Raw genomic sequence first — 18,397 nt, forward strand, 5'->3', positions numbered from 1 at the left:
GGAAGTATCAATACGAACGTTTGGTCACAAAATGGGCGATATCGCGCAAATTTTTCTTCGTCCGCTGGTTCGGAAGCCGGTCGAGCGCCTCCAGCGCCTTGTTGATATAGCGCGTAGCCAGCTCCTCCGCCCGGGCGATTCCCGTGCTTGATTTGATGAGCGAAACCGCTGCGGAAACGTCGCATTCCCCGTTCTGTTCCCGGATGACGGCGATCTCCTTCAGCAGCGGTTCCCGAACCGCTTCGTCCTCCAGGGCATACAGCACAGGCAGCGTAATGTTGCCCTGCCGGATATCGCTTCCAGGCGGTTTGCCGATTTGTTTCTCCGTTCCGCACAGATCCAGGAGATCGTCCTGAATCTGGAATGCCATCCCTACGTTGTAGCCGTAGCGGTAGAGCAGGTTGCCTACCTTCGGCTCCGCGTCAGCCGCAACCGCTCCCAGCTGGCAGCTGATCGCGATCAGAAGGGCGGTTTTGCGCCGGATACGGAGAAGGTAACGACGGATGCTCTGTTCCGTATTGAAAAAGTCCCGGATTTGCTCCATTTCCCCGATGGACATTTCGACCATCGCTTTGGAGAGGATTTGATGAATCTTCGGGTTCTCCAGCTTGGTGGCAAGCAGCAGCGCCCGGGCGTATATATAGTCCCCCGTATACATCGCGATTTTATTATCCCACTTGGACTTGACGGTCAATTGACCGCGGCGCGTCTCGGCGTCGTCAATGACGTCGTCGTGCACCAAGGAAGCCATGTGGATCAGCTCCAGGGGAACGGCCACATGCTTCAGCTTGTCCAGGTCATAGCTGCCGAACTTGCCGCCCATCAGCACAAACACCGGGCGCAGCCGCTTGCCGCCTGCCTTCAGCAGGTGCATGGACGTCTCGTTCAACAGCTCGTGATCGCCCTCAATGCTGCGAAAGAGCTCTTGTTCGATTTGATTCATATCTTTTTTCAGTAAGCCGAATATGTCTAATCTCTTCATTCCTTCACCCGTATCAGCGTAATGTTACTCCGCATTTCCCTGTCCGTTCATGTTCAAATCATCGGCTTGAGCATGGCCCGCATAGCAGAAACAAAGAGCACTGGCGTTCTTCCATTCATTTTCATCTTATTTAAATCATAGCATACAATTCGTGCTGCACGAATGGGTTTGGAGGACTGTCTATTCTTTGGTACCGGACTCTGCAGCTTTGGCCTGTCCGGCCAGCCCGCCGTCCCAACGCCTGAACAGCTCATGCTCGATCCGCATCATATCAAGCACCTTTCCCACCTGGAAGTCGATCAAATCCTCGATCGTCCGGGGATGAAAGTAAAAAGCCGGCATCGCCGGAATCATCTTCACCCCGAGCCTGGCGAGCTTCAGCATATTTTCCAGGTGTATGGCATGCAGCGGCGTCTCACGGGGCACCAAAATCAGCGGCCTTCCTTCTTTCAGCATGACGTCTGCAGCGCGGGTCATCAAATTGTCGGACGATCCGTTAGCTACAGCGGACAGTGTCCCCATTGAGCATGGCGCAATCACCATACCCTCCACCTGATAGGAGCCGCTGGCAATCGTTGCTCCGATATCCGCCACCGGATGGTAATAGACGCTGCCCGGATGGCCGCCGAATTTCTCGCTTAGCACAAGCTCCCTTTGAGCTGTTTTCCAGCCGAGCTCCTCGCCAAGCACCCGCCAGCCTGCATTCGAGACGACGATGTGTACGTCATAGCCCTGCTTCAGCAGAACCTCCGTTAACCGAACCCCATACACCGAACCGCTGGCGCCGGTAATCCCGACGACCCAGCTTCTTCTCTTGTTCTCCGTCTGCGTCACAAGTACTGCACCACCAAATCAATCAGGGTGAATACGAATACGAGAATGCTGAGGACGCTGTTCATCGTAAAGAAGGCGACCTGCAGCTTGCTCATGTCATTCGGGGACAAAATAAAATGCTCGTAGAAGAGAATAATATAAGCGATCAGCATCCCACCAAAATACCACCAGCTCAGCTCGGTCGTAAAGAACAGGATAACGAATCCGATCGCGGTAATGAAATGAAAATACCGTGCAATGAGCAGAGACTTGCGGACGCCGAAGCGCGCCGGAATGGAGTACAAGCCTTCCTTCCGGTCAAAATCGATATCCTGGATCGCATAAATGATATCAAAGCCGGCAGTCCAGAAAGCGACCGAGATGTACAGCACGATGGACGGCCAGTCGATTTCGTTAGTCACGGCCACCCAGCCGCCGAGCGGGGCAAGCGCGATCGTTAAGCCGAGCACGATATGGCACAGCCAGGTAAACCGTTTCGTGTAGGAATAAATGACGAGAAAAAACACGGCGATCGGAAGCAGTTTGAGCGCCAGCGGAGACAGCTCATAGGCCGCCCACAGCAGAAGCAGGAAGCAAACGACCGTAAACAGGATCACTTCCGCGCTCTTCAGCAGCCCTGCCGGAATGGCCCGGTTCGCCGTCCGCGGATTTTTCTTGTCGATCACCTGATCGATCATCCGGTTCAAGCCGAAGGCCGCGCTTCTGGCTCCGAACATGGCTAACAGGACCCAGCCGATCTGGGCCCATGATGGAAGGTGACCGTTTACGACGACCGATCCGAGGATCGCGCCCATAAACGCAAAAGGTAACGCAAATAATGTGTGCTCAATTTTGATCATTTCTAGAAAAATGCCGATTTTCTTAAACATGCCGATTCTCCTTGATCCCAATATGTAATGCTGCGACGCCGCCAGTTAGGGGATAGGCTTCGACATTCTGAAGACCGATGCTGCGGAATATGCTTGCCAGTTCCTCTCTTCCCGGGAAAAGAGCCAACGATTCCGGCAGCCATTTGTACTGCTCATACCTTTTGGCCAACACCTTTCCGAGTCCAGGCAGTATATACTTGAAATAAGAATAATAAATTCCTTTGAAAGGCTGCCACGTCGGCTTGGACACCTCCAGGCATACAACCATGCCTCCAGGCTTGACTACCCTCTGCATTTCTTTCAGCACCTGCACCAGGTCAGGCACGTTCCGCAGACCAAAGCCGATGGTGGCGTAGTCAAAACGGTTATCCTCAAACGGCAAATTCATGGCATCCCCCTGAACCAGCGTAATCTGATCCTCGAGGTGTCTCGCCTTGATTTTGTCCATGCCGACCTTCAGCATGTTCGGGCTGAAATCGAGGCCGACCATCTGCCCCGTGCCGCTGGCTTCCGCCATGCTCAACGTCCAGTCGCAAGTCCCGCAGCACAGGTCAACCGCCGTATCTCCGGGTTTCATCGCCATTTTCTTCATCGTGAACTTCCGCCAGGCCTTGTGCCTGCGAAAGCTTATAATATCGTTCATCACATCGTACTTCGGTGCTATGCTCTCAAAAACGGATTGGACATGTGAGTATTTGTTTTCCGTCTTCGTGTCCCGTTCACTCATGCTGGTATTCATCCTCTCGCCAATCCCTCCCCTACTGCGGATCCCGGTGTGTTAAGCTGACGAAGGAACGGGTCAAGCACCTGTCCGATCTCCCGGAACATTCCGTCTCCCTTAACCATTTTCAGGATGGACTGCACGCTGTTCACCGCCTGCTGCAGCTTATCCGCCAAATGTTCTCCGGCCTTGTACTTAAGCAGCATCTTCTTCCAGTCTTTCGGCTCAACCCGGTTTTCCTTCAGGGCCAGCTTGTCTTCATCCGAGGCCACATCCAGGATGTGCCAGAACGAATAGCTGTACAAGAATGGCTCCGAGCCTGAGCTCAGCTGCATTTCACGAACGACCGTTTCGCATTCGCTGAAGCCGCGGAGAAGCGATTTCCACAGTTCTTTTAACGAATCATCCAGAAAAGGGGTAAAAGAAAGAAACAGCTGCATATTCAGCTGTACCCGTTGCCGTAAGTATTCCTCCGCTGACAGGAGAAGGCTTTTCATTTTGCCGTACAGATTCATTTTCAAAATATTCACATCGCAAATGGCCGCGCTCAGCGTCGATACAGCCTCGATTTGCCCCTTCTGGGACAGAAGCTGATAGAACCGGCTGCTGAAATAGTCTCCCGCGAGCACTTTAAGCTGACGGGAACGCATTTCTCCCTCGTTCTGTTTGCCCTGGATGGTGTCGATCGTTTCATGCGTGTCAATACCCATCTGAACGAGCGACGTGACAAGCGCCAGCAGCTCTGTATGCACGGAAGGCTTGCGGCTTCCCTGGTTCAGAAAAATATATAGAAGATGAACACGGGCATCCGGATAGGGCGGCAGCTCCGTATGGGTTTGGATCATGTCGTAATCGACATATTTCTTTGCTAGTTGGGGTATGCGGTACGGTTTCATCGTCAGCCTCCGAGCCTATAACTTTCTCACTTCTATGTCGTCTGTTGCGAGCAAGAACTTTTGTTCACAATCTTTTTTATTATAGCACAACTTGTCAGACCACGCACAGTATGCTTACTTCTTTTTACCCGTTTTCCTGCGGATCGAACCGGTCTCTCCACAGTTTCGTTTCGGTGAGGTGGAATCGGGATTTGATATCGTCCGCAAGCGGGCTTTCTCCCGCTTCGCCAAGCGCCTGTTTCAGCTCCGGACTCCACTCCGTCCGCCGGACATCCGCAGCAAGCAGCAGATGCCTTGTGCCGAGCCATTTGTCTTCTGCGACGAGCCGAAGGAGAATCTGGTCGACATTGGAAGTGCCGTCAAAGCTAAATGTGAGGATCTCGGCGATATTCGAATAGATTTCAGACACGGACACCTCCGGTGTGGCCACTTTCAGGTCAACCGTCAGCACGCGGGATTCCCACTCCACCTTGCGGATCGGCAGCGTAAGGGGAAGGCTGTCCAGCGCATCCACGATATTCGCATTGTCGAGCGTCCAGCCCGATTGGGGATGAAACGCGGCCAAAGCCCGGCTTTCCCGGGCAAATGTGTGCTCCGCATGATACAGTGCAGGCAGGATGAGGACCGAGCCCAGCGTAACGGCAAGCACCAGGCCAGGAATGAAAAATCGTTTCAAGTACAGCCCTCCCATCGTCATAGTATCCCTTAGTTTCGTCCGGACACGTGCTGTCCATACCTCATTCTACAACGAAAAAAAGCAGGCTATGCCTGCGTTTGTACAGATTGCGCTTAAGGTAATTTGCCATCCCCTGACCAGCAGCTAATTTGCATTCAAGAGCTGTTTTTTTGAGCTCCCTGCTATTAGCTGTCGCTTTCGAGACTTCCGTGTTTCGTCCACACTTCGGCTTTGCCGCGGATTTTAATGGCGGAGGTATGGTCCGTAAACTGGGCGATCAGCACTTCGCCTTTGTCCAGCTTCTCCGTGTGATGAAACCGGGTATCCTGGCCTCGGGTCAGTCCAATGACCTGCACCCCTTGATCCTTCGCCTTGATCACGATAAAATCGCTGTTCCCCGTATTCCCTTTATTTTCCATGAGTGTATCCTCCTTTTTTCAGCGAGCCTTACACACAGCGTATAATTATTTTAAAATCCTCTGGCTATACTACCCAATGTAATAAAGTCCAAGGAGTTGAGAACATGCAATATGAACCGGCGCCCTTGCGGGAAGGGCAAATTTCCAAGCTTCGCGAATACGAACAGCAGCTGAGCCAGCTGACGGGTTCTCCCGTCATCCTGATCGCCTATTCGGAAAAGGACGACAACGGCAATCCTCTCGAAGGACATGTCAGCCCTACAGAAAAGAAAAGGCCGTGAACGAGCGTCACGGTCCTCTTCTTGCGTATGGAATATGTAGAAATCTTATTTAATTCCGTCTTTGAGCGCTTTACCAGGCTTGAATGCCGGAATTTTGCTCGAAGGGATTTCGATTTCTTCACCGGTTTGCGGGTTGCGGCCTTTACGTGCGGAACGCTCGCGCACTTCAAAGTTACCAAATCCAACGAGTTGGACTTTGTCCCCGTTTTGCAGAGCCTGTGCGATGGATTCGAATACAGCGTCAACCGCTTTCGTCGCATCCTTCTTGGACAGTTCTGTCGTTTCAGCTACTTGGGAAATCAGTTCGGACTTGTTCACTATCATTTCACCTCCCAAAATAATAAATCGATGTTATCAATCTTTCCGTTTTGCCGTAAAATATACGTTCATCTGTGAGATTTACAGATAGAATCGCCATATAGACCGTATTCAGCCGCAGGCGCGGAACAAACTTATAGTAATACAGCAACCGCAGAATTTCAAGAGTTTTACGTTCGCGAGCGGTTTAAAACGTAAAAAGTGACGGCAAGTGCGAGGACAAGAACGATCCCTTTGACGATATCATGTGTAAAATACTGCAAATTCATCATGGTCAGTCCGTTGACCAGTACCCCGATCAATACCGACCCGATAAATGTGCCGATGACGTTGGGCTTGCCGGCGCCAAAGACCGAAAAACCGACGAACACAGCCGCCACGGATTCCATCAAGAGCGGCGATCCCGCGTCGATTTGACCGGATCCGACCCGGGAGGCGTAAATAATCCCGCCAATCGCGGCGAACACGCCGGAAGCGACGTACGCCAGCGTACGCACCCTTTTCACCTTGATTCCGGACAGGCGCGCCGCTTCCTCATTACCGCCCGTGACGTACATTTGGCGGCCGTATTTGGTCCGCGTCAGAAAAATATGCACAAGCGCCACAGCAATAATGAGGAGGACGGCCGAAATCGGAATGCCGAACCATTTGCCCTGTCCAAGCTGCAGAAAGGCGGCGCTCATCTCGCCGGGGGCTTTGGTGCCGTCCGGAAATTCCATATGGTTGTAAATCGTATAACCCGCGGCATACGTTTTGTGAATCCCGCCGACAATGTACATCACGGCAAGAGTCGCCAGAAGATCCGGAATCCGCAGCTTGACGATCAGGAAGGCGTTAACGAGCCCGATGATGGCACCCAGGATGAGCGGCACGATGATGACGACCCACAGCGGCTGCTCATACCATATCATCAGCGACGCAGCGCCTACGGTGGTCAGCGACACGGTTGAGCCTACCGACAGGTCAAAGCCGTCCACGACCAGCGACAAGGTCACCCCAATCGCCACAAAGGTCACGATCGTGATCGAGCCCAGAATGTCGGTCAGGTTCCCGTACGTGAAGAAATAAGGCAGTCTGAACGAAAAAAATGCAATAACCCCGATGATAACGACAACCGCCCCGTACCGGAACGCCAAGTTTAACAGTTTATCCTTCATGGTCTTCCTCCAAGCCTCCGCTCGCATAATATAGGAGCTGGGCTTGCGTCGCTTCTCCCCGAGCAAATACTTTGCTGATGGTTCCGCCGCTCATGACGGCGATCCGGTCGCCGATTCCCAGTCCTTCTGCCAATTCGCAGGTAAAATACAAAATGCCCTTGCCGGCATCCGCCAAATCTCCGATGATGCGGAATATATCGCTTTTCGCGCCGATATCGACCCCTTTGGTCGGTTCGTCAAAAATAAAAACTTCCGCCCCGCTGTCCAGCCATTTGCCGATCGCCAGCTTCTGCTGGTTGCCGCCGCTCAGAAACTTCACCAGCTGGCTGCCGGAGGCGGCCTTGACTCCAAGGGCACCGATCATTTTGGCGGATAAAGCCTTCTCCTTCTTCCGCGAGATGAACCCCAGCCTGCTGACTTGGTTCAGCACCGGTATGGACAGGTTCAAATCCACCGATTCGTGGATAAAGATTCCCTCTTTCCGGCGCTCCTCCGGGATGGAGACGATTCCCGCGGATACCGCGTCCGCCGGTTGCTTAAGCGACAGCTTACTCCCTTTCAGATGGATGCTGCCTTCGTCCGGCTGATCCGCACCGCTCAGGATCCGAGCCAGTTCGGTTTTACCGGCGCCCACCAGGCCGACTACGGCCACAATTTCACCGCGGCGGACCTCAAGATCCGCGCCCCGCACCTTGTGTCCGCGCTTGACGCCTTCCGCCTGAAGGAGCACTTCCCCGATCACGGTATCCTTTTTCGGAAACTCTTCTTCAAACGTTTTACCGAGCATGTGCCCGATAATGCCTTCCCCGGTGATGTCCTGTGTCCGGCCGGTGTAAACCTTCCTGCCGTCACGCATCACGGTCACCATATCGCTGTGCTGCAGCACTTCCGGCAGGCGGTGTGTAATAAAGATGCACGCCACACCGGCGTCCTTCAGCGAGTGCATCATCCGAAAAAAAGCCTCGCATTCGCTGTCGCTCAGCGGAGCGGTCGGCTCGTCGAATATAATCACCTTGGCGTCCTGGGACAAAATGCGGGCCAGCAGGACAATCTGTTTTTGAGCAAGCGACAGCTCGTACACCTTTTTATGAATGTCTATACTGTCATCCAGCCTGGATAAAATCGCCTTGACCTGTTTGTCCATAGACCGGTAATTGACCCACATGCTTCCCCGGCCTGAAGACAAGGCGTCCAGCATGACGTTTTCGGCGACGCTCAGCTGCGGGACGAGGGCTGAATCGACCTCCTGATACACGCAGTGAATGCCGTGCTGCTTGGCCGCGGCCGGAGAGGTGATATGCAGCTCCGTGCCGTTTGCCGCAATGCGTCCGCTGTCCGGCTGATAAGCGCCCGACAGAATCTTCATCAACGTGCTCTTCCCGGCGCCGTTGGCACCGAGCAGCGCATGAATCTGGCCGCCGTGAACCGAAAAATCCACCGCATGCAGCGCAGAAACGCCGCCAAATTGTTTGCCGATTCCGCTCATTTCCAGCTGAAATGATGATGTCACACGGCATTCCTCCTTCAAAAAGTAACCCCACAAAGTGGAGTGCAGCTTTGAATATTATTCAAGTACTTTGCGGGGAGCCCCGAAATAATAACCACACAAAGTGATGATCTGCTGCGATGTTGTTCAAGTACTTTGCGGGGAGCCCCAAAATAATAACCCCACAAAGTGGGGTGCAGCTTAGCCCCTGTTCCTGAAAAAGGGCAGCGCCTCAGCACCACCCCAAGACTTGCATTTGCCGGTTTGACCGGATCTTTTTTACTTGCTGTACTCGTTCATCCAGTCCTGAAGCCCTTGCTTGCTGGCACCCCAGCCGTCTACATATTGGGACAGCTCGGTAGTGGAAATTTGCTCCTTAGGAAGCGCGTCGCGGGAAACGTACACCGGATTCAGAACGACCTTGTCCTCGGTTTGATCCCCATGCAGCTTCTGGTAGCCATAACGGACCTGGATGCGTCCGATATCCTTTGGATCGACAGCGGCGGATGCGACCCACGGGTTGCTAGGATCCTGGATCATTTGCAGGTCCTCGTCGCTCATATCGATGCCATACACCTTGATTTCATCGCGTCCGGCCTGCTGGATGGCGCGCGCCGCCCCTTTTGCGAACTCGTCCCATGCAGCCCAAACGGCCGAAATCTGTCCCTTCGGATACTGCTTCAGAATCGCTTCCATCTGGGTCTGCGTGTCCAGTGCCGGGTTATTCGCGGTGCCGAACGTAGCGATTTCCTTGATATCCGGATTCTCTTTCATAAATTTCGCGTAAGAGATTTGGCGCCGTTCCATCGGTGCGAATCCGGCCACCCATACTTTAACGATGTTGCCCTTGCCCCCGATGTTCTCCTTCATTTGCTGCAGCGTCAGGTCGGCCATCTTCTGGTCGTCCTGAGAGAGCACTGTCGCGCCGGGAACGTTCACGTCAGCGTCGAAGACGACGACAGGGATCTTCTGCTCCACCGCCTTGCGAAGGCCAGGTTCGAGGAGCGAATCACCGTGGTCGGTCAGAATCAAGTCAAAATGCTGCGTGATGGCCGAATCCAGCAGAGACGCCATTTTTGCTTTATCGTTGGCGGCCACGAACTTCGTCAGCTTTCCGCCGAATTTCTCCACTTCCTCGGTTACCCCTTGAACGTATTGCTGGGAAAACGTCCCTGTGTTAAACTCCATGATAAGCGCAACTCGTTTGCCAGCCAGAGGCTTGTCCGAATTGGCACCGGATGCACTCCCCGAGTCCGATGCCGGCGGCGCGTTATGACCGCAGGCGCTCATCACCATCGACAGCACCAGCAGAACGGATGCCAACACGAAACCCCTTTTTTTACCTCTTAAACGCATTTCTCTCTTCCCCCTTAAAAGCTTCACTATGTTAAAATGTTATACACTAATATAAAGCCTATATCCAAGTATGTAAATAGGTTTTTAAGAGTTTGTATAAATACTTTCTTTTTTTCATAAAAAACCTGTCATAACGGTCCCTTAACTCGGCTCCGAGCAGCCATTTGCTTATTTTTATGTATAAAACAGGAATTACTATCAACAGGTATCCATTTCTGCATTCAAGCACAAAAAAACCGCAAGCAAGCGGGCGCCTGCCTACGGTTTTTTACTTCACGCTGATGGGTTACAAAATAATCGCGATCAATCCGCCAGAGCCTTCATTGATAATGCGTCCGAGCGTCTCCTGCAGTTTATATCTCGCATTATCCGGCATCATTGCGATCTTGCCTTGAATGCCTTCCCGTACGATAGAGTGCAGCGATCTGCCGAAAATGTCTGAATCCCAGATCTTGATCGGATCGTTTTCGAAGTCCTGGATGAGGTAGCGCACGAGTTCCTCGGACTGTTTCTCCGTACCGATGATCGGTGAGAATTCCGACTCGACATCGACGCGGATCATATGGATCGAAGGCGCCGTCGCCTTCAAGCGAACCCCGAAACGGGATCCTTGGCGGATCAGCTCCGGCTCATCGAGCGACATTTCGGCCAGCGACGGAGCGGCGATGCCGTAACCGGTCGTCTTGACCATCTCCAGCGCCTCGGCGAACCGGTCGTACTCCCGCTTGGCATGCGAGAATTCCTGCATCAGCTGCAACAGGTGGTCCTTACCGCGGATTTCCACCCCGACCACTTCCATCAGGATTTGATCGTACAGTTCATCCGGAGCGAACAGGTCGATCTCGGCTACCCCTTGGCCCATATTCATGCCGCTGAGCGCCGCACGGTTGATGAAGTCGTAGTCCATGAACTGGGTAACCACCCGGTCCACGTCGCGCAAACGGCGGATATCCTTGACCGTATCGCGTACGGAATTTTCATAGTTGCTGCGCAGCCAGTGCTTCTCGTTCAGCACCATAACCCAGCTAGGCAGGTTGACGTTGACTTCGTGCACCGGGAATTCGTACAGCACTTCGCGCAGGACGCCGGTGACGTCATCCTCCGTCATTGTGGCCGCACTGAGCGCCATGACCGGAATGTCGTATTTCTCGGCGAGCTCATTGCGCAGCTGCAGCGTTTCTTCGCTCCGCGGCTTCGTGGAGTTGATGACCAGCACAAACGGCTTGCCGACTTCCTTCAGCTCGGCGACGACGCGTTCTTCGGCTTCCACATAGGAGTGGCGTGGAATTTCGGCAATCGTGCCGTCCGTGGTCACCACAACGCCCAGCGTAGAGTGCTCCTGAATCACTTTCCGCGTCCCGATTTCGGCGGCCTCCTGGAACGGGATCGGCTCCTCGAACCATGGCGTCGATATCATGCGCGGACCGTTTTCATCCTCATAGCCTTTGGCGCCTTCCACCGCGTAGCCTACGCAGTCCACGAGGCGGACGTTCACTTCCAGACCTTCGGTGACCTTCAGCTGCACCGCATTGTTCGGTACAAACTTCGGCTCGGTGGTCATAATCGTCTTCCCGGCAGCGCTCTGCGGGAGCTCATCGACCGCTCTGGCGCGGTCTGCTTCGCTTGCAATGTTCGGCAGTACGATTGTTTCCATAAACCGTTTAATAAATGTTGACTTTCCTGTGCGGACGGCGCCGACGACACCCAGGTAAATGTCCCCGCCAGTTCGTTCGGCAATGTCTTTAAAAATGTCCACTTTTTCCAAAAGAGATCCCCTCCTCATTTACTCCGAAGGAAAAATGCTTTAAGAGCATCCGCTTCGTGTTCCATCTGGAGCCTCGAGCCATTGCAACGGATTTGAGCCTTACAATGTCGTCAGTAGTCCGCCGCCGGTAGTCAGGTAGGATGGGAAACGGCAAAGCGGCGTTACTCCGTAGGCATTTGGACTAGTATCATAGTATGTACCTATTAAAAACAATATGACGGGTATTCGGAATAAAATTCATATAATCCCTGCGTCGTTCGCATGCCCCTCGTCATCCCTCTCAGATATATGCCGGGGCAGAAATAAATATGTATATGAAGCATGCAGCACAACATAACTACCTGCGCACAGCCGCTTATCCACTTGTTGATGCTGTTTTGCTAGCGGGAATGCCGAAAAACATAGCAATACGCATAAAAAAAACCTGCTGTTTCCAGCAGGCCTTTCACTTCCAATCTGTACGTTCAGCTTCACGCCCCTGTCTCCGATTTGGCGACTGGCGCATCCCCGGACCACTCGTACGGCAGCGACTTCACCGGTACATAATCGGAAGACTTGATGAGGTAATCTCGTAAATCCTCGTCTTTGGAAGGCTTCACGCCTTCCTTGTCGATCAACTGCATAATATCAAACGCATAATCCGCGTACACTATGCCCTTGGCATCCATAATAAAGCTCATGTCCTGACCCGAATATACGCTCTTCAGCTCAACATTGTTTGTGCCGGCCAGATCCGGGTCAACGGTATGGATGCCGGGATATATTTCTTCGCCGGCCGGCAGCTGCCCATCATGCTTGGACTTATACAAATCGACAGCCCGCTGCACGTCGTTGACCTTTTGCACCGTGACGAGATCCATGACCTTAACGGTCGGGTCGGTCTCTTCGTTCTGTACCAGAAAGTATGCGCTTCCGCCTTTCTCAAAGGCGGTCGTCGGGATATCGTCCAAGTAGCCCCGCTTTTGGAGCTGGTCCAGGTCGATACGGAACTTCTCAAAGCGCGGCGTCGTTTCATCCGCATTGATGATCGGCAGGATCCCCTGGTCCTTTTGAAAATCGTCCATCGCGGACTGGATGCGCTTCACGCTTTCACGGTAGGATACCCTCGTCTCACCGCTCTTCTGATCCGGATACATGCAGGCAGTGGCGGTCATGATCAACAGCAGCACCATGACAGCCGTCGCCGCCTTCCGGGTTCCCTTCATCATCTTGTTGGTCAAAGCCGGTGTCATCAACAAATATCACCCTTTGCATATAGTAAAGCCGATTGATACATCAAGCAGCCTGTAGCGTGTTTGTCCTGCCTGCCGCTACCACAGGTCGTCCTCCCTGTCACGGTTCCTTGCTGCTTCCAGCTGCTTGCGGACCGCCGCCTTCAGTTTGTCTTCCGGGACTGTCACCGTCACTGCCCCGCGCACTCTGGCTTGACAAGACAGCCTGGTACCGCTGCGGATCAGGGAACCGAGCTTGCGCTTCTCCGCCTCGGCGGGAGGGGTAAGCTGTCCGGCGCTGGCGGCGTCAACCTGAACTTTGCACATCAAACAGCCCATTTTGCCCCCGCATCGCGTGGGTATGTATACACCTGCATCCCTGGCCGCATGGAGCAGCGATATGCCTTCACGGACGAGAACGCTTTTGCCTGACGGCTGGAACGTAACTTTATGATTCATAGGCGTTCCCGCCCGGCATGGCCTGAATCCCGCCCGTTTACCGCAAATCGTACTAATGACTCGGTATGGAGTAGTTGGGAAATGATCTGAATGTGTTCGGATTGGAACGCATTATCCGAGAGCAGATCCTCAAGAAGCGGTAAATGGGCCTGCAAATCTGCCCGCATGGCAGCAGCAATCGCCGTGTACCGGTCCTCCCGGTTCCGAAGTACATTAAACAGCAGCTCATGGCTGAGCGGCATCAGCGGAATCCGTATTGAGTTGAGTTTCGCATGGACGCCCGCAGAGGCCAGCCTCCGGTTAATTTCAACCTTATAATGCGAACCCTCCGCCTGAACTTCGAACCCTCCCACCAGTTCCAGCGTGTATCGGCTCAACTTATAATGGCTTAACACGGACCGGTATTGATCCGTAACGCTCAGGACCGGCTGATCCACCTCCCACCCTGCGAGGGCATGATGAAGCTCCGATACGGAGGCCGAATCGGCGTAGATGTCGATATCGCGTGGCGGTTTATCCAAATGCACGTCCTGAAGCAATAGCCCGCAGCTTCCGCCAATCAACCAGCAGGATGAAGTTTGCGACAGCGCATGAGAGGCGTCATGCAGGGCTTGCTGTAATTCGGCTGGGATCTGCACGGCACACACTCCAATCTTCCGGTCCATTTAAAAATACGTTTTGTTTCTGGCTACGATTTTTCCCGCCGTCTTAACCACGGCTTGGCACCCTAGACGATAGCCCTCGTCAAACTCTTCCGGGTCGAGGCGAAGATGTTCCGCTTTCGTCGGTTCCTCCAGGTGCTCCGCCCCCTCGGAAATCAGACAACGGCAGCGGGCACAAGTACCGCGGGTGCAGAGGTGCTGCCAGTCCACTTTGTTGTCCTTCGCATGCTGAAGGATGCTTTTGCCCGGTTCAGGCACGACGGTTTTCTCGATTGTTCTTCCAATAAGCTGTAATGCTGCTTCCATGTTCGTTATCCACCGTTCCTTTGCTACATTAATGCTGCCATGCCGCCCAAAAATCCGACCACCATAATGACAAATGCGACCAAAGAGAGGGCTCCCCGAAGAACCCCCTTTGTTTTGGTTCGGGCGAAGGTAATGAGAAAGACGGATAGCCCCATAATCAAGATGGCGATCAGGGATACCCACATTTTTGTCATTGGATCCATACGCTAAAACTCTCCAATCTGTTCCATCATTAACCGTATTATAACACGAAACTTGTCCAATTTCGCAAAATGCGCCCACAAAGTAAGGCTCGGTCAGCAGTCCCCGTACTTCTTCCTCTCATCGGAACAGCAGAGACGATTTGACACATATAAAAAAAGAGCGAAAAGCCCTGCAGCCTCCGGCTCCAAAGACTTCATGCTCTTTTTTCGTCAGACCTATATGATTATTTCTTCATCATCATTTTCATCAACGCTTCCATGTTTTCAGGATTCATCCCGCTTTTCTTCACGGCGCTGATGATATCCTTGATGGTTTCCTCGCTGACGGGAACGTTGGCCATCGCGGATACTTGTTTAATCAGCTGACGGAGCTGGGCCTCGTTTTGCATGGTCGACGGCTTAACCGTGCTGGCCAGTTTTTTGACGGCACTTTCAGAGATGTTTTTGCCCGTTTTCTTATTGATCGCCTTCAGCGCATCCCTAGAAATGTTTTTGCTCAATGTCTTCTCCCCTCCTCCGGCATTCCTCAACCCTAATATATGAGGAAGTGCGGAAAAAGGTGAATAAGCATTAACGGTGCCACTGCTCCCACGTTTCCAGCTTCATCGTCTCCATTTCGGTCTTCGGGTCCCGGCCCATGAGCGCCTCAACGGCAATGCGCGGATTCCGGTTCAAAAAGAGCACGTGGTACAGCTGATCGGCTATCGGCATCTGTACGCCGTATTTTTTCGAGATGTCATGCGCCGCTTGGGTCGTCCGGACACCTTCCACCACCATGCCCATCGAATCCAGCACCTCATCGAGGTTTTTGCCTTGACCGAGCATGGAGCCTGCCCGCCAGTTCCGGCTGTGCCTGCTCGTTGCCGTGGCCACCAGGTCCCCGACGCCCGCGAGGCCGGAGAACGTGAGCGGGTTCGCTCCCATTTCCACGCCGATCCGGGTGATTTCAGCCAAACCTCGCGTCAGCAGCGCCGCTTTTGCGTTGTCCCCGAAGCCAAGGCCATCCGACATGCCCGCGCCGAGGGCAATGATGTTCTTCAGCGCTCCCGCGAGCTCGACCCCGACCATATCCCGGTTCGTGTATACGCGGAAGTCGGAATTCATAAACAAGTCCTGCGCGGCGACCGCCTCGCTCTCGGTCAGTGATGCGACCACAACGGTGGTCGGGCACCGCTTGACGACCTCCTCCGCATGGCTTGGACCGGACATGACTACGATTCTTCCCTCTTCGCAGCCCAGCTCTTCAGCGATGACCGTAGACATCCGCTTCAACGTTTCGGTCTCAAAACCTTTCGTCGCGTGGATCACGAGCATATCCTTCTGCCAATGAGCGCTTAAGTCCCGCGCCACCTGCCGCATCGCTTTGGATGGGGCAACGATCACTACGGCCTTCGCCCCCGACACCGCTTCCCCCATGTCGCTTGTCGCTTTCAGATTGACCGGCAGCTGAGCGTCCGGCAGATAGCGGTTGTTGGTATGCTGCTCATTGATTTCCTTGACCTGATCCGGATTTCGGCTCCACAGCACCACCTCCGGATGGTTTGCAGCGAGCACGCTGGCCAAAGCCGTTCCCCAGCTGCCCGCGACCAATACAGCCACTTTATTTGACAATCCCTTTACCCCCTTTGGGCCCTCCGGATCCGATTTTGTTTTCCCGACCCTGAAGAATTTTCACAATATTGCTCCGATGTCTCCAGAAGGCAAATAAACAAATAATGAGACTGGTCCAAAAAATCGGCCAGGCATAACCCAAAATGAGCAAAAATACAGGCGTAAGCGCCACGAACACCAGCGATCCCAGCGACACGTACCGTGTAACCACGATTAGCAGAATGGCGATAATGCCGGCATACAGTGCTGGCAGAAAGCTCAGTGTCGCCATGACGCCAATGGTCGTCGCAATGCCTTTGCCCCCGCGGAAGTGAAAATACACCGGCCAATTATGCCCGACGATCGCACCGATGCCGCATAATGCGGGAACCCATGCCTCGCCTCCACCCATCCACACGCCGATCCACACCGCCGCGATTCCTTTGAGGACGTCCAGCGCCAGAACCAGAACGGCCGGCCCCTTTCCCAGTATGCGCAGCGTATTCGTCGCTCCCGCATTACCGCTGCCGTGCTGACGGATGTCGATCCCTTTCAGCAGCTTGGCAAGGACGACGCTGAAGCTGATGGAACCGAGCAAGTAACTCAGTATAATGGCGATGATCTGTAGAACCAAGCTATTCTCCCCTAACTTTCATCCGATTTGCGCCGAGTAAAGATGCGTATAGGCGTTCCTTCAAAATCAAAAGCAGACCGGATCTTGTTCTCCAAATAACGCTCGTAAGAGAAGTGCATCAGTTCCGGATCGTTCACGAAAATGACCATCGTCGGCGGCTTGACCGCAACCTGCGTCGCATAGTTGATACGCAGACGGCGCCCCTTGTCCGTCGGAGGCGGATTAATCGCCACGGCGTCAGATACGACGTCATTCAATAGATGCGTCTGCACCCGCAGCGAATGCTGCTCGGCGACGTGCTGAACGACCGGCAGAAGCTTGTGGAGCCGCTGCTTCGTTTTGGCGGACAGAAACAGAATCGGCGCGTAGGTCATAAACAGGAAGTGATCGCGGATCTTTTTCTCAAACTGGTGCATCGTCTTGTCATCCTTCTCGACGGCGTCCCATTTATTGACGACAAAAAGAGAAGCTTTGCCGGCCTCGTAAGCGTAACCAGCAATATGCTTATCCTGGTCAATGATCCCTTCTTCACCGTTAATGACGACAAGCACCACGTCCGCTCTTTCGATGGCGCGCATCGCCCGCATAACGCTGTACTTCTCGGTCGTTTCGTATACTTTTCCGCGTTTACGCATACCGGCGGTATCGATCAGCACGTAACGCTGCCCGTCCCGCTCAAACGGAGTGTCAATGGCATCCCGGGTCGTTCCCGCAATATCGCTGACAATGACGCGTTCTTCGCCAAGGATCGCATTCACGAGCGACGATTTGCCGACATTCGGCCGTCCGATCAGTGCAACCCGAATCACGTCCTCATCGTACTCGTCATCCGTCAGGTCTGGCAAAATATCTACAATAGCGTCCAGAAGATCGCCGATCCCGGTTCCGTGACTGCCGGATATCGCGATCGGGTCCCCAAAACCGAGGCTGTAAAACTCGTAAATGTCGTCATTGCGCTGCAAATTGTCCACTTTGTTTACGGCCAGCACGATCGGTTTTCCGGAACGGAAAAGCATCTGGGCTACTTCTTCGTCAGATTGGGTTACGCCGCTCTTGGCATCGCACATAAAGACGATGACGTCGGCTTCTTCGATAGCAAGCTCAGCCTGCATACGGATCGATTTCAAAATTACATCGTCACCGTCAATTTCAATACCTCCCGTGTCAATGACACTGAAAGGTTTGCCGTTCCATTCGGCAACGCTGTAAATCCGGTCACGCGTCACGCCCGGCTTATCTTCTACAATGGCCAGCCTGTCCCCGACCAAACGGTTAAAAATGGTGGATTTCCCCACATTAGGCCTGCCCACGATTGCCACTACGGGTCTTGCCATAGTCACTCCTCCTGTCAATTCTTACGATAATCATCATAGCAAAAAACGTTTCTTTTGGCTAACCTTTCATAGGAATAGCCGAATGTTAATTGTATTTTTCCAAAGCATACACCGAACCATGCATGGCCGATTCTTTGGCTTTCATGATCGAACATCTCGTACCAATTTCCCCGAGTCAGCATACTTGCTAATCTAAAAAAAAATCGGTAAACCCGTGTAAGGGTTCACCGATTTCAAT

22 protein-coding genes are annotated in these 18,397 nt (G+C 53.3%); 1 reads left to right on the forward strand and 21 read right to left on the reverse strand.

Annotated elements, in window-relative coordinates:
* Positions 1-7: 7 nt before the first annotated feature.
* The 7 genes from BCV73_RS17360 to mtrB form a co-directional block, all read right to left on the reverse strand.
* Entirely contained in the window at positions 8-982 is a 975-nt protein-coding gene (locus tag BCV73_RS17360; RefSeq protein ID WP_089548051.1) for a polyprenyl synthetase family protein, read from the reverse strand.
* Positions 983-1,162: 180 nt separating this feature from the next.
* Positions 1,163-1,816 (reverse strand): UbiX family flavin prenyltransferase, encoded by a 654-nt coding sequence (locus BCV73_RS17365; protein ID WP_089548052.1) that lies wholly within the window; start codon positions 1,814-1,816, stop codon positions 1,163-1,165.
* On the reverse strand, positions 1,813-2,685 hold the full coding sequence (locus BCV73_RS17370) for a UbiA-like polyprenyltransferase (protein ID WP_089548053.1): 873 nt from the start codon (positions 2,683-2,685) through the stop codon (positions 1,813-1,815). Before BCV73_RS17370 ends, BCV73_RS17365 begins: the two co-directional genes overlap by 4 nt.
* Positions 2,678-3,412, reverse strand: coding sequence for a demethylmenaquinone methyltransferase (locus BCV73_RS17375; protein ID WP_076170190.1), 735 nt, complete (start codon positions 3,410-3,412; stop codon positions 2,678-2,680). The genes BCV73_RS17370 and BCV73_RS17375 overlap by 8 nt, the downstream gene beginning before the upstream one ends.
* A gap of 8 nt (positions 3,413-3,420) precedes the next feature.
* Positions 3,421-4,302 (reverse strand): heptaprenyl diphosphate synthase component 1, encoded by an 882-nt coding sequence (locus BCV73_RS17380; RefSeq protein ID WP_089548054.1) that lies wholly within the window; start codon positions 4,300-4,302, stop codon positions 3,421-3,423.
* A gap of 124 nt (positions 4,303-4,426) precedes the next feature.
* Complete coding sequence (locus tag BCV73_RS17385; RefSeq protein WP_089548055.1) at positions 4,427-4,978, reverse strand: hypothetical protein; 552 nt, start codon at positions 4,976-4,978, stop codon at positions 4,427-4,429.
* A 185-nt stretch (positions 4,979-5,163) separates the two neighbouring features.
* Positions 5,164-5,397 (reverse strand): trp RNA-binding attenuation protein MtrB, encoded by a 234-nt coding sequence (gene mtrB, locus BCV73_RS17390; RefSeq protein ID WP_076170091.1) that lies wholly within the window; start codon positions 5,395-5,397, stop codon positions 5,164-5,166.
* Between the two features lie 104 nt (positions 5,398-5,501).
* Between mtrB and BCV73_RS35090 the strand changes: the two genes are divergently transcribed.
* Positions 5,502-5,678 carry a hypothetical protein gene (locus BCV73_RS35090; RefSeq protein ID WP_167372869.1) on the forward strand — a complete coding sequence of 59 codons (177 nt, stop codon included), beginning with the start codon at positions 5,502-5,504 and terminating at the stop codon, positions 5,676-5,678.
* A gap of 45 nt (positions 5,679-5,723) precedes the next feature.
* On the opposite strand, the gene BCV73_RS17395 is transcribed toward BCV73_RS35090, so the two are convergent.
* The 14 genes from BCV73_RS17395 to der form a co-directional block, all read right to left on the reverse strand.
* Positions 5,724-5,996, reverse strand: a complete 273-nt coding sequence (locus tag BCV73_RS17395) for an HU family DNA-binding protein (RefSeq protein ID WP_076170090.1) — start codon at positions 5,994-5,996, stop codon at positions 5,724-5,726.
* A gap of 170 nt (positions 5,997-6,166) precedes the next feature.
* On the reverse strand, positions 6,167-7,153 hold the full coding sequence (locus tag BCV73_RS17400; RefSeq protein WP_089548056.1) for an ABC transporter permease: 987 nt from the start codon (positions 7,151-7,153) through the stop codon (positions 6,167-6,169).
* Positions 7,143-8,639: a sugar ABC transporter ATP-binding protein gene (locus BCV73_RS17405; RefSeq protein WP_089550295.1), complete on the reverse strand. Its 1,497-nt coding sequence runs from the start codon at positions 8,637-8,639 to the stop codon at positions 7,143-7,145. Before BCV73_RS17405 ends, BCV73_RS17400 begins: the two co-directional genes overlap by 11 nt.
* Before the next feature lie 279 nt (positions 8,640-8,918).
* The gene (locus tag BCV73_RS17410; RefSeq protein ID WP_089548057.1) at positions 8,919-9,995 is read right to left on the reverse strand and encodes a sugar ABC transporter substrate-binding protein; all 1,077 of its coding nucleotides are present in this window, start codon (positions 9,993-9,995) and stop codon (positions 8,919-8,921) included.
* A gap of 286 nt (positions 9,996-10,281) precedes the next feature.
* Entirely contained in the window at positions 10,282-11,760 is a 1,479-nt protein-coding gene (gene spoIVA, locus BCV73_RS17415; protein WP_076170087.1) for a stage IV sporulation protein A, read from the reverse strand.
* Positions 11,761-12,230: 470 nt separating this feature from the next.
* Complete coding sequence (locus BCV73_RS17420) at positions 12,231-12,992, reverse strand: DUF3939 domain-containing protein (protein ID WP_256992885.1); 762 nt, start codon at positions 12,990-12,992, stop codon at positions 12,231-12,233.
* Positions 12,993-13,070: 78 nt separating this feature from the next.
* Positions 13,071-13,430, reverse strand: coding sequence for a 2Fe-2S iron-sulfur cluster-binding protein (locus BCV73_RS17425; RefSeq protein ID WP_089548058.1), 360 nt, complete (start codon positions 13,428-13,430; stop codon positions 13,071-13,073).
* Complete coding sequence (locus tag BCV73_RS17430) at positions 13,427-14,095, reverse strand: nucleotidyltransferase family protein (protein ID WP_218828153.1); 669 nt, start codon at positions 14,093-14,095, stop codon at positions 13,427-13,429. The genes BCV73_RS17425 and BCV73_RS17430 overlap by 4 nt, the downstream gene beginning before the upstream one ends.
* The gene (locus BCV73_RS17435; RefSeq protein ID WP_089548059.1) at positions 14,096-14,398 is read right to left on the reverse strand and encodes a 2Fe-2S iron-sulfur cluster-binding protein; all 303 of its coding nucleotides are present in this window, start codon (positions 14,396-14,398) and stop codon (positions 14,096-14,098) included. It abuts the gene before it with no gap.
* 23 nt (positions 14,399-14,421) lie between these two features.
* Positions 14,422-14,601 carry a DUF2768 family protein gene (locus BCV73_RS17440; RefSeq protein WP_076170084.1) on the reverse strand — a complete coding sequence of 60 codons (180 nt, stop codon included), beginning with the start codon at positions 14,599-14,601 and terminating at the stop codon, positions 14,422-14,424.
* Positions 14,602-14,825: 224 nt separating this feature from the next.
* Positions 14,826-15,101 (reverse strand): stage VI sporulation protein F, encoded by a 276-nt coding sequence (locus BCV73_RS17445; RefSeq protein WP_076170083.1) that lies wholly within the window; start codon positions 15,099-15,101, stop codon positions 14,826-14,828.
* A gap of 70 nt (positions 15,102-15,171) precedes the next feature.
* Positions 15,172-16,212 (reverse strand): NAD(P)H-dependent glycerol-3-phosphate dehydrogenase, encoded by a 1,041-nt coding sequence (locus tag BCV73_RS17450; RefSeq protein WP_076170082.1) that lies wholly within the window; start codon positions 16,210-16,212, stop codon positions 15,172-15,174.
* The gene (gene plsY / locus BCV73_RS17455) at positions 16,202-16,825 is read right to left on the reverse strand and encodes a glycerol-3-phosphate 1-O-acyltransferase PlsY (protein WP_076170081.1); all 624 of its coding nucleotides are present in this window, start codon (positions 16,823-16,825) and stop codon (positions 16,202-16,204) included. The genes BCV73_RS17450 and plsY overlap by 11 nt, the downstream gene beginning before the upstream one ends.
* 11 nt (positions 16,826-16,836) lie before the next feature.
* Positions 16,837-18,159, reverse strand: coding sequence for a ribosome biogenesis GTPase Der (der, locus tag BCV73_RS17460; protein ID WP_089548060.1), 1,323 nt, complete (start codon positions 18,157-18,159; stop codon positions 16,837-16,839).
* Between the last annotated feature and the right edge of the window lie 238 nt (positions 18,160-18,397).

The organism is Paenibacillus sp. SSG-1, from assembly GCF_002224835.1.
In the GTDB taxonomy this organism is placed as follows: Bacteria; Bacillota; Bacilli; order Paenibacillales; family Paenibacillaceae; genus Paenibacillus_AQ; species Paenibacillus_AQ favisporus.